Annotated in this window: 3 protein-coding genes; all 3 read right to left on the reverse strand. The window is 72.9% G+C overall.

The window, feature by feature from the left end; all coding sequences use genetic code 11:
* Window positions 1-144: 144 nt before the first annotated feature.
* The 3 genes from OEB96_RS15735 to OEB96_RS15745 all read right to left on the reverse strand — a co-directional run bounded on the left by OEB96_RS15735 (window position 145) and on the right by OEB96_RS15745 (window position 12427).
* Window positions 145-1539, reverse strand: coding sequence for a tetratricopeptide repeat protein (locus OEB96_RS15735; protein WP_266216665.1), 1395 nt, complete (start codon window positions 1537-1539; stop codon window positions 145-147).
* A gap of 160 nt (window positions 1540-1699) precedes the next feature.
* Complete coding sequence (locus OEB96_RS15740; protein ID WP_266216666.1) at window positions 1700-10462, reverse strand: hypothetical protein; 8763 nt, start codon at window positions 10460-10462, stop codon at window positions 1700-1702.
* A gap of 129 nt (window positions 10463-10591) precedes the next feature.
* Window positions 10592-12427 carry a peptidylprolyl isomerase gene (locus OEB96_RS15745; RefSeq protein ID WP_266216668.1) on the reverse strand — a complete coding sequence of 612 codons (1836 nt, stop codon included), beginning with the start codon at window positions 12425-12427 and terminating at the stop codon, window positions 10592-10594.
* Between the last annotated feature and the right edge of the window lie 73 nt (window positions 12428-12500).

A 12500-nucleotide genomic window follows, 5' to 3' on the forward strand; every position in this document is an offset into this window, starting at 1 on the left:
CACCTCGACAACCTCGACAAGACACGGATCTCACGCCGGCTCGTCCAGCGCCTCAAGGGCCTGGGTTACGAGGTCGAGCTCCGCTCGGCCGCTTGACCGAGCCTCCGACATCCGGTTTCTTGCTAGTTTAGGCCCCCCGCGGGCCTAGCCGTTCTTGTCAACGTAGGCCTGAGCCGTGGCGTTGTCGGGCTCGAGCTCGAGGAGCTTGCGGTAGTAGTCCGCGGCCGCTCGCTTGTTGCCCATCTGGTCCTCGATCTTGGCCGCGAGCCCGAGCGCCTTCTTGTTCTTGCCCGAGCTGCGAAGCACTCGCTCGACCATCGCCCGCGCCGAGGGCAACCGCCCCAGCTTCATGTGCCCCTCGGCCATGCACAAGGTGACCTTGGTGTCGCGCGGGTCCTGATCGAACGCCTTTTGCAGCATCGCAAACCCTTGCTCGGCCTTGCCCCCGTGCACCAGCTTGCAGCCCTCGTCGGCGAGGTCGACCTGCGGCTTGGGCTCTGGCTTGGGCTTGTCGGGCTTGGGCTCAGGCTTGGGCTTGTCTGGCTTGGGCTCTGGCTTGGGCTCTGGCTTGGGCTTGTCTGGCTTGGGCTCGACCTTGGTGTCGACGGGAGGATCGGGGTCGGTCTTGGTGTCGACGGGAAGGGGCTCGGGTTGGGGGTCGATCTTGGTGTCCTCTGGAAGGGGCTCGAGGTCGACCTTGGTGTCCTCGGGCAGGCCTACGGGGATCGGGTCGGCCATGGCCACCTTCACCTCGCCTCGCAGGCGCGCGAGCAATCCCTGGGCAAGGGGCTGACCGGGCGCCTTGACGAGGACCTCGCGGACCAGGGCCTGAGCGCGGCTGCTCTGATCATCGGGCAGCGCAAGCGCCAGCAGCATCCGCTCGAGGGCGCTCGGATCGGGAACGCCTTCGAGCGCCTCGATCAGCGTGCTGCGGTCGGTGTCGTCGAGCTCGCGATCGAACTCCGCGTGCCACAGCGGCTCGGCCAGCAGCACGTTCTGGAGCTCGCGATCGCGATAGGTCGGCAGCAGCACCGCGGGCTGGGTCGAGATCACGTCGTCGCCTCCGGCCAGCGCCAGCCGAGCGCGAGTGGCCAGCACCTGCCCCGGGTCGAGCGCGTCCTGGAGCTCGTCGACGAGCGCGTTGCCCTCGCTGACGTAGTCCTCGGCCTGTCGCCGGGCCGCGGCGTCGCCGAGCACCGACCCGCGCACGGTGGCTTCGACCGCCAGCGTGGTGACCACGTCGAGGCGCTCGCGTTGGGCCTCGAGGGTCTTGGGAACGGTGGTGGTGGCTTCGGCGGCGGTGGCCAGCTCGGCGCTCACCCGGGTGAGGATGGCGACGTCGAGATCGTTGCGGGCCCGGGCGGACCGAGCCACGAGCTCGGGGATGGATGTCGTCGAGCGCGCGGGACCGATCTCCACTGCTTGTTGCGCGCTGGCCTGGGCCTGGTTTTGGTTGCGCTCGTTGGACTGCGAGATGCCGTAGCCCAAGATCGCCCCAATGCCGAGGATGCCGGCGGCGATGACCACCCAGCGACCCATGTTCGGATCTCCCGACCCTTGCTGTGCTTCGGCCAAGCCTGTTCCTCCCCCCAACCTCGTGTCGTGTATGGCGACCAAGAGGCGTCGAGCCCGCAGAATCTTGGCAGGCCCTCCGTTGGTGCGCAACAAGTGCCCCGGGAGGCCACGGGCGCGGCGGGCGTCAGCGCAGGGATAGCGCCCGCAAGAGCCACACGGCATCCGGGAGCTGCAGGGCGCCGGCCGCGTCGACCGAGCCGTCCGCGAACAGGCCGTGATCGCGGGCAAGAGCCAACAGCGCGCCATCGAGCTGACAGGCGAGCCGAGTGGCGAGCAAGAGGGTGGAGCGCCGCAGCATCACGCGCAGTCGGCCCAGCCCGTGCTGGGTGGTGAGCCAGTGGGCGATCTCGTCGAGCACGGCGGCGCGCTGGGCCGTGGTGAGGCCGATGTTCCGTGCGTCCCGAGCGACGAGGATGTCGGACAGGCCCAGGGCCAGGGGTCCGGTGGGCTGGTGCCCTGGGTTGGCGACCTGGGCCAGGGCATCGAGCAGCACGCCGAGGTCGACGGCGTCGTGCTCGAGCACCGTCAGGCCGAGGGCGACCGAGGCGGTGGCGAGGGCGAGGCGGAACGTGAGCTCGGGCAGGGTCAGCGTGGCGGCGAGGCGACCGAGCAGCACGCGGGGCGGGCTGTCGTTGCGCACCGTGACTCCGCCGGCCAAGGGGGCCTCGGTCCATGCCAGCGGTAGGTCCACGCCCAGCGTGGCGCGCCATGGTTCCACGATGGTCTCGGCCAGCTCCATTCGCGTGGGCCACCAGTCGGGCGGTCGAATGCGGGCGGGGGCGGGCTCGGGCGCCCGATCGTGCTCGATGCCGGCGAGGTGATCGCGGAGCGCGGCCAAGATCTCGCGCAGCGTGCTGCGACCCTCCATCGGGGCCGTGCTCACCCGGTGCAGATCGGTGTCGGCCAACCAACCCGCCGGGAGCCGGGCCACCAGGCCAGGGACGGGCCCACGCGGCGCCATGAAGGCCGCGAGCTGGTAGTGGTGGCGCGCCATGTCGCCCGCGCCACGGGCCTCGAGGAGGCGGGCGAGGCCCAGCACCAGACCCGCATCGGGGGGCAGCTCGCCAGCCCACGTGTGCATGGTTTCGTAGAGCTGGCTGCGTCCGCCCAGCAAGGCCGAGCTCGCCGCGAGGACGGCGTCGAGGCGCGGCAGGGGACCGCGCCGCGCGAGCTCCCCCAGGCTCTGCTGGAGCGCGGGCAGCAGCACGCGACGAAGCACCTCGGGCGGGTGACGGAAGCCGATCTCGCGGGCGAGTCGGCGCTCGCCCCGGCGATGAGCCTCGGCGACGGCGGCCAGCACCAAGACTTCCTCGTCGTGGCCCGCATGGGTCGTGATGGCCTCGCCGAGCTCGAGCACCTCGTCCCATCGCGCTTGCCCGAACGAGAGCGGCAGCAGCATCGCCCGCGGCTCGGGGCTGCGCGGCGCGAGCTCGGCCGCTTGCAGGAGCATGCGGCGAGCGAGCCCCGGGCCGTCGCCGTTCGCGGGCAGTTCGGGCCTTCGCAGGTATACGCCCGCGGCGCGGGTGAGCCACATGGCTTGCTCGTCGTCGTCGGTGGCGAGCTGAGCGAGCGTCTCGAGCCGGGCGACCGCATACGGCCAGTCCTCGTCGCGCTCGGCGAGCTCGGCGAGCAAGCGCAGCAGGTCGCGGTGCTCGGGGCAGACCCCGCGCGCCGCCTCGCCGATCCTGCGGGCGGCGGATCGATCGCCATCATTGGCGCCCAGGCGCGCGAGCTCGAGTCCGAGGTCGCCGGTTCGTGGGTCGTTGCGCGCCAGCGCGAGGGTGAGCTGCTGGGTCAGCACGCGACGGCGCTCGTCGTGCTCGCCGCGCTCGAGCAAGAGCGCCTCGAGCCGCTCGAGGGCCCGAAAGCGAATGTCCTCGGGTACGTCGGCCTCGGTGAGGGGACGCAGCAGGGCCAGCGCCTGGTCGTCGTCGCCGCGGGTGTTGGCGAGCACGGCCAGCTGCAGACGCAGCGAGGGCGAGCCCTCCGACACCGAGCCCAGCGCGCGCTGGATCGCCCCCGCCTCCGCGGGGTCGGTGACCTCGTGGGCCAGCTCGCCGAGCATGCGAATGGCCACCTCGTGCTCGGGACGGAGCTCGAGCGCGCGGCCGAGCAGCGAAGCGGCATGGGCCGGCTGCTTCTGGCCGCGCCAGGCATAGCCCGCGGCCTCCACCAGCACGGTGGCTGCACGCTCGGGATCCTTGTCGCTGGTCTGCGAGGCGAGCCGCTCGCTCAGCTCCACCACGGCGCCGTAGTCACCACGCGCCGCGAGCAGATCGCGAAGCACGGCTCCGGCGGCCTGATCGTCGCTCTCGTCGAGCGCCGCCGCCAGCTCGCTCTGCTCGCGGTGGGCCCGCTCGACGAGGCTGGGGTCGTCGAGCGCGACCCCGATGTCGTGCAGTCGTGCGAGCAGCTCGGCCCGATCCGAGGGCGAGCCGGGGGGCTTGGCGTCGAGCTGGGCCAGGAGCGCGTCCCTGGTCTGCAGCAGGCTCGCCGGATCGCGGGTGCGCTCGAGGGTTCGGGTGGCGGCGGCGGTGGCATCCTCGGGGGCGTCCGCGAGCTCGAGCACGCGCCGGGAGGCGGCGGCGGCGGCCTCGCGGTCGTCGGCTTCCATGCGCAGCTCGGCCGCCAGCAGCCACAGGCGGGCCCGGGCCGGGTCGTCGAGTTCGCTGTCGGCTCCGGCGATGGCTTCGAAGCGAGCGGCCGCCATGGCGCGATCCGGCAGGCGCCGCGCGAGCTCACCGAGCTGGCGGGTCACGACCACGTCGGTGGCCGCCTGCTGCAGCGCGCTCTCGATGTTGCGCATGGCGCTGTCCGGGTCGGCGAGCTGCTCGAGGTAGACGGCCGCGAGCTCGAGGTGGACGGTGGCGCGCTGCGGCCCCGGGGGCAGATCCCGAATGGCCAGGTAGTGCATGTGCGCGACGATCGACCACTCGCGCCGCGCGGTGGCGAGCGACAGCAGGGTCTGGCGGGCCGCGGCGTGGCGCGGGTTGGCGCCCAGCGCCTCCAGCATCAGGCTGCGCGCGCGCTCGCCCTGGGGGCCCTGGGGGACGACCTCGTAGACGGGCTGCAGCAGCAGGGCGCGGCGGTAGGCGACCTCGGCCATCGTCGAGCCCGACAGCGGGAGGCCGGCGAGCTGGTCGAGCACCTGCGCCAGCTCTTGGGCTCGCTCGGTGCGCTCGTAGAGGCGCGCGAGCTCGAGCAGCACGCGCGGCGAGTCGCTGCGGATCGTCAGTGCCTGGCGCAGCACCGCTTCGGCGCGTTCGAAGTGCCGCAGCTCCAGGAGGTTGCGTGCAGCCAGGGCCGCGGCCTCGGCCGCGCGCTCGGGTGAGAGACCCGGGCGCTCGATCGCCGCGACCAGGGCCAGCGCGGCCTCGTGCTTGCGCCCGCGTCGCGCGAGCAGGCGACCGAGCCCCTCGTGGGCGGTCGCCATGTGGTCGTCGAGCACCAGCGCCTCGCGGTAGCGGGCCTCCGCCTCGTCCTCGTGGGCCTCGTGGGGAGCAAGCACGTCGGCGAGCAGGGTGAGCAGATGGGGTCGCCGGTGGTGCGGGAGCTCGGCCAGGCGACGCAGCAGGCGGTCGCGCACGTTGACGATCGAGTCGACCGCCAGCAGCAGCACGCGCGCTCGATTGCCGGCGGCGGCGTGGGTCTCGGGATCGGCGAGGTAGGCGTCGAGATAGTGGGGGGCGGCATCGTGGGGGCGCAGCAGCGGCCCGTCGAGCAGCTCGGCGATCCGCAGCTCGACGGCCGCACGACGCTCGCCGAGCTCGGGCAGCGCCTGGGCGCGCAGCTGCAGCACCCGCACCAGCGCGTCGTGGCGACCGTGACGGCTGTACCAGCGCGCGAGCGGGGCCAGGCCCTCGTCGGGCAGGGCGTGCCAGCGCTCGAGCTGCTCGTAGATGCGGGCGGCCTTGGCCTCGCCCTCCTGCCGATCGCGCACGAGCCGGGCCAGGCGCTGCAGCAACGCCAGGCGCGGAGGCTCGGGCGCGGGGGCCTGCGCTGGCAGCTCCAGCTCGGTCGCGAGCTCCTTGTCGAGCCACGCGCACAGGTCCACCGCACGGCCCTGCTGCTCGAGGTCCTCGGCCAGCGCCTCGCGTAGCTGGTCGGCGAGGGCGCGTTCCTCCGGGCTCACACCGAGCTGCTCGATGGCCAGCCGCAGCGCTTGCTCGGCCCTCGACAGATCGTGGAGTCCGTCGCGGTAGATCTCGGCGATCTCGGTCAGCAGCTTCGCGCGCGCCTGCCCGTGGCGCCGGGGCAGCTCGGCCTCCCGCAGCTCGACCAGCTGGATGAAGCGGCCATGCTCGCGGTAGAGCTCGGCCAGCAGCTCGGCGCTCTCGCGACGCTCGGGCGCGTCGGCGATCACCGCGGCGAGGTCCTCCATGGCCTCGTCGAAGCGCTGGAGCTCGAGCAGCAGGCGCGCTCGCTCCTCGAGCGCCTCGATGCGGGCCTTGCCGCTCTGGCGCGTGGCCACCGCGGCCAGCAGGGCCACCCGCTGGGTCGGATCGTCGGTGCGGTGGTGCAGCTCCTCGAGGCGGGTGCCAGCCTTGGCGTCGTCGGGAAGCCGCTCGATGATGCGCTCGAGCAGGGTCGCGGCGCGCTGGGCCTCGCCCTGGGCGATGGCGGCATCGGCCGCGCGGTGAGCCAGGGCGGCGAACGCAGCGTCGCCCATGCGCACGTGGTCGAGCACCCGCTCGCTCAGCTCCACGGCGCGGCCGAGATCGGTCTGCGAGAAGTGATGATCGAGCAGGGGCAGCAGCAGGTCGGGATCGGTGGGAGCGAGCGCCAGCGCGGCCTCGAGGTGTGCCACCGCGGCGGTCGGATCGCCCAGCACGTCCGAGGCCACGTGGGCGAGGTGCTTGAGCGTGCCGACCTTGTCCTGCACCTCGGTGGTTGCCTCGGCGCAGGCGGAGAGCAGGCGCAGCACCTCGGGCCAGCACTGGCGGACCTCGAGCGCCCGGATCAGGCGACCAAAGGCGGGAGGATCGAGGAACGCAGCCCGGGCTCGGGCCTCGAGCAGCTCGGCCGCGCTGCGACGATCGAGGGGCTCGGCCATGCCCACGAACAGCCGGGCGCGATCGGCCCCGGACAGCTCGAAGCGATCGGCGACGGCGTCGAGGTGAGCGATGCGGGCGGCGTGCTGCTGCGGCGGGGCGCCGCCGCGAAGCGCGAGGTGCCGCGCGAGCGCGCGATGCAGGTGGGGCGAGCCCGGGCGCTCGGCCAGTGCCTCGTCGAGGCGAAGCTCGATCGTCTCGTCGATCTGCATGCCGAGCGCGCGAGCGTCGTCGGCCAGGGCCACGAGATCGGCGAGCGCCGCGTCGTCCTTGGTCTCGCTCACCCGCGCCAGCAGGGGCGGCCACGCGGACTGGGCCGCTTCGAGCGCGCCCACCCCGATCGCATGCCGAAGCACGCGCATCGACAGCGAGGGCATGGCCAGCGGCGTGGCCATCACGAGCGCCGGCTCGATGATGAGCCGCGCGATCTCGGGGGGGGCCTCGCGCGCCTGGGCCACCAGGTGCTCCACCGTGGGCTCGCCCGGTCCCACCAACCGGGACAGTCGGCGCAGCAAGCCGAGATCCAGCAGCCCCGTCTGCAAGCGCTCATCGATGCGCCGCAGCTCCTGATCCTCGAGGCCCAGCGTGTGCACGGCCCACTCGCGAAGATCGAGCAGATCCTCGCTCTCGCCGGCCTCGATCGAGCAGTGCTCGAGCGCACGGTAGACCCGGGCTGCATCGCCGAACTCCGCGGCCGAGAGCGCCAGCTCGGTGGCCAGGCGATCGCGCTCGGGCCCGGGCGCCAGGCCCTCGATCGCGGCATCGAGCGCCACCAGATAGGGCTCGAGCGTTCCGCCCAGGTGCATCACGTGCTTGAGGGTCGACAGCAGCAACGGATCGGCGGGCCAGATCGCGAGGCCGTGCTCGAGCACACCCTGGGCCGCTCGTAGATCATCGAGGCGCTCGGCCAGCAGCAGTGCCTCCGCGCGATGCTCCTTGACCGACAGCTCGGGACCGAGGGCTTCGCGCAACGCGGCTCGGGCGGCCGCTTGCTCGCTGGCATCGTCGGCGGTGGTCGCCAGGCGCAGCCACAGACGGGTGGCATCGACGTGCTCGTCGCTCCCGGTGGGCCAGCCCCGGGCCGCGGTCGCGGCGTGGCTCAGCCCCTCGCGCGAGCGGCCGGCCTCGCCGAGCTGCCGCGCCAGCTCGAGCTCGGCATGGAGGCGCTCGGGGCCGTCCTTGGCGTGCACGGCGATGCCACGAAGCGCGCGCAGGCGCGTGGTGGCGTCGCCGAGGGCATGGGCAGCTTCGGCCAGGATCTCGTAGGCCTCGCGGGGAACGCCGCGCTGACCGAGCACCGGCAGCAGCCGATCGCGGGCGGCTTGGGGGTGACCGTTGGCCAGCTCGATCCGGGCCAGCATCACGCTCGGCTCGAGCCGCCGCGGATCGCCCGGAGGAAGCTGGGCCATCGTGCGGATCCACGGCTCCGATTGCTCGAGCTGCGGCGGCAGCCCCAGGCGCGGATCGGACAGCGGATGCGACGACAGCGGCAGGCGCCCGGGGGGAACGGCGACCAACAACGCGGCGGCATCGTCGAAGTGCCCAGCCCGGGCCTCGACCCACGCGTGGGCGATGGGCAGCGCCGGATCGGCCGGATGCAGCGCTCGGGCTCGGGACAGCGACTCGGCGGCGGGATCGAGCATGCCGTGTCCGAGGTGTCGCAGCGCCAGCTCGACGCGCGCCGCGGTCTCCCCATCCACGTCGCCCCGGACCGAGCATGCCTGCGCAAGTGAAGCCCAGGGTTCCGGGTCGTCGGGGGCGGCCAGCGCGGCCAGCTCCCGCAAGGCGGGGAGGGGGTCGTCCAGCCGCTGCGCGGCGGTCTCGAGATCCGCGCGGCGCTGGGGATTGGAGCGTCGGCTGCGACCGCGCTCGAGCAGGGCCTTGCCGCTCCGAGGGCCATCGTCGAGCTCCACGAGCCGATCGATCAGGGCATCGCGGACCGAGAGCGGGGCGATGTCCACCGCCAGATCGAGCAGCTCGAGCTCGAGCTCGGCAATGGGCGCGCGCAGCTCCGGCTCGAGCAGGGCCCATGCGCGTCGGGGCTGGCCGCCCTCGGTGAGCAGGCGTGCCTGCTCCAGCCGCAAGCGCGTCCGATCCTCGGCTTCCTCGGTGCTCTCGGCCAGGCGACCCAGCAGCGCCGCGGCCTCGTCGGGTCGCCCGCCGTGGCGCTCGAGCGCCGAGAGCTCGAGCGCCAGCTCGCGCGACTGTGGGTTCTCGCGAACCAGCGCTCGGAGCTCGGCCAGCGCGAGCTCGTGGCTGGTGGGATCGGTTCGCCCGAGAAGCGTGGTCACCAGCCGACGCCGCAGGGGCAGGGCCGCCTCCGGGGTCGCTCGAGGAATGGCGGTACGAAGGATCTCGATCGCCAGGACATCGTCGCCGGCCGCGTTGATCGAGGCGAGCGCTCGGTCCACCAGCTCGTCGTCGTCCGCAGCCGCATGCACCGCGCGTCGCCATAGCGGCATCGCTTCGCGGTGGTGTCCGTGGTGGGCGAGGGCCGAGGCGACCCCGGCCACCAGGCTGGCCTTGGCGGACTCGCGATCGCCATCGACGGGGATCGTCGCGAGGGCTCGACCGAGCGCGTCCAGAGCCGCGTTGGGGTCCGCGTCGGGCCGGGAGGCCAGGGCGCGTGCCAGGGCGGCGCGGACCGGCCGCTCGAGCTCCCGGAGCGGGGGTTGGGTGAGGCAGCGATCGAGCAGGGGCGAGAGCAGCCCGATGGCCGAGTCTCCGTCGTGAAGCCGGTCCACGAGCACGCAGGCCAGCGACAGCTCGAGCCGGGCTTGACGACGCGGGGAGTGGGGCAGTCGACACTGTCCGGCCAGGCGCTGGGCGAGCCCCCGGTGGCCGTCGGTGCGCCCCAGCGCGATGATCAGGGCGCGCGCCGCCTCGTCGTCGCGGGGCTGGAGGTACAGCCAGGCCTGCAGCGCTCGCAGGGCTCGGGGCGCATCGTGAACCCGGGCCAGATCCACCAGCCATCGCAGCACGGGGAGCCGGGCCGGGTGCTCGGGCGGCAGGCTCTCGGCCAGGCGCTCGAGCTCGGCGCGGGCCGTGGCTCGATTGTCGCGCTCGAGCGCCGCGTAGACCCGCTGCAGGTGCTCGCCCAGCTCGTCGTCCCCTTCGGTCCGGGCGGGGATCGGAGCGGCGAGGAGCCGCTCGCTACGCCGTCCCAGCAGCAGCTCGACGCGATCGGGCGACAGCATCAGCTCGTGCACCACCAGGGCGCCGAGGTCGGGCACGCGCCAGCCGGCCTCCACGAACGGGCGTAGTAGCGTCCCCCGCGCGGGGTCGAGCATCACTTCGCCGCCGTCGGGGTCGAGTCGCAGCCCCATGCGCTCGGCAAGCCCCTCCCACATTGCCTCCGGGCGCGGCGCCCCCCTGCCCATTCGCCAGGTCCGCCACGGGCGGCAGGCCAGCCTTCGCCCGACCGGCCGTAGCCGCAGCACCAGACCCAGCCACGCCCGGCCGCCGTCTCGCGTGCCGCTCAGCAGCAGCAGCGGGCCGTCGGCCCCGAGCCGCAGCGCGACCTCGTCGAGGTGCAGGCCCGCGATCTCGTGGCCTCGCAGGTGCTCGTCCACCCAGGAGCCCACTGCGCGCAGCTCGAGCTCGAGTCGCAGCTGCCCCGCGCGGCAGCGTCGGCGGCGAAACGACGAGGCGCCCTGGGCCCGCAGCGGAAACGTCACATCGGGGACCTCGGCCTCGTACTCCAGCAGGCGAACCCCGGGCTGGAGGGCGCGCCGCTCCAGCCGTAGCAGCGCCTGGCGATCTCTGAGCAACAAGGAGAAGCCGAGCACGTTGCCGACCGCCGGTTGTCCGCCCGCGCTTTGGGGGTGCTCGTCCATCCTGGTTCGAGCGTCGAGGATAACGCAGGCGAGCCGAGCGAGGATGCGCCCCAATTACCGGACGAAGGCGTCGGCTCGGCGGCGCCGCAGAGGCCTCGTTCGGGCCCGGCCATCCGGCTCCACGCCGAGCTACTGGCGAGCGCGGGCGGTCAAGAACCCGCCTCCGCCACCCACGCGATCGCACACGGTGAACGCGGGCTTCTCGGGCTTCTCGGGCTCTTCGCCGTCCTTGCCCTCGCCCTCGCCCTCGTCCTCGGCCGGCGTGTCATACGTGGTGAGGCGCTTGATCGTCTCCTCGGAGACCTTGATGTCGCCGCGCCCCTTGGCGTCGAAGCACCGCCGCTTGGCCCAGGTTCCGACCAGGCGGCTGGCCTCGAGCCGTCGCAGGCGGTCGTACAGCTCTTGCCGCACCTGCGCGTAACCCTCGTCGGTCGCCTTCTCCCGGTTCTCCACCCCCGCCAGCAGCACTGCGCCCTGCACCTCGTAGATCCCGTCGAGCAGCTCCGCATCGCCTTCCTGGGCCCAGGCATCGTCGACCAGCCCTGGCACGGCGCCCAGCTCGGGGATCTTCTGGCCCTTGGCGAATGGGATCGTCGACTGGAGCTCGGCCTTGGGTCGCGCGACTCCGGCCAGCGGATCGGTGGGGGCTGCGGGCGCGCCCTCGGCGGGTGCCTGCGGCGCGCCCTCCGTGGGGGGACTCCCCTCGGGCGCTCCTTCGAGCGGCAGGGCCTCGATCGGCTTGCCCCCGAACAGGGTCGTCTCGCCCAGCGCTCCGGGCCGAGCGAACACCTCGAGCAACGGGGTGCCGCCGGCCACAGCATTCTGATCCTCCTCGGCCGCGCGGCGGGCCAGCTCCCGACCCTGCTCGTCGCGCACCCCTTCCTCGGCCAGCTCGCGCAGCGCCAGCTCCTTGGGCACGTCGCCCTCGCGGCGCTCGGTCACGCGCAGCAGCCACAGCGAGCCATCGGCCTCGATCACCTCCGAGACGGCCTCCGTGGCCAGCCCCGGCACCGCCCGTCGCACCGCATCGGGCAGATCGGACGCCGTCTGGCTGTCTTCGTCGACCCAGCCGTAGTCCCCGCCTCGGCCCGCGGTGTCGTGCATCGAGCGGGTCCGCGCCACCCCCGACAGCCGCTCCGTGCCCGCCTCGATGCCTGCCCGCGCCTGCTCGAGCGCCGCCTTGGCCTCGGGGTTGGCCGCGACCTGCACCAGCTGTAGGCGTGCTTGCTTGGGCAGCGCCGTGAAGCGGGTCTTCTGCGACTCGTAGCGCTGCTCGAGCGCGTCGGCGTGGGCGGCCACGTAGGCGTCGAGCTGCTCGGGGGTGGGATCCACCAGGTCGGCGAACGCCGCGAATTCATAGCGGGCGTAGCGCAGCGTGAGCGTGTTGGCGGTCGCCTCGTACTCGCGGCGCACCTCCGACTCCGGCACCACGATGCTCGCCGTCATCAGGTCCCGCAGCGTCTGCGCGAGCAGCTCCTCGGACTGGTGCTGGAGGTAGTGGTCTTCGTTGATGCCCAGGCTCCGCAGCCAGTTGTTCTTGAAGATGCTGTAGTTGAACTTGTCTTCCTTGCGCAGGAAGTCGTTGCGGATCCCGAACATCATGGCATGGCCATCGAGGACCAGGTCTTCCGCCTCCTTCTGCGTGGCCGCCAGCCCCATCTTGCGGGCCTCGTGGGCCAGCAGCATGCGCTCCACCGCGCCGTCGAGCAGCTCCTCGTTGACCCCGATCATCTCGCGGAGCTCGGCCTCCTTGGGCATGGCAAAGCCCATGGTCGATGCCATCCGCGTCTGGAAGTTGAAGTCCTCCTTGCGGATCTCCTCGCCGTACACCTCGGCCAAGCCGTCGGGTCCCAGGGTCAGGCTGTCGCTGGGCAGGCCGAACTGCAGGCCGAAGACGAGCGCGATGCCACCCAAGATGAACCACGACAGGAAGCTCGTGGACTTGCGGCGGATGAACTCGAGCATGGGGACGGGACCTTAGCCCTGGGCCCGGCCGACATCAATCGCGGGGCGAGAGGACGGGCGGGGCGGCTCGACG

The organism is Paraliomyxa miuraensis (assembly GCF_026337845.1).
GTDB lineage: Bacteria > Myxococcota_A > Polyangia > Nannocystales > Nannocystaceae > Paraliomyxa > Paraliomyxa miuraensis.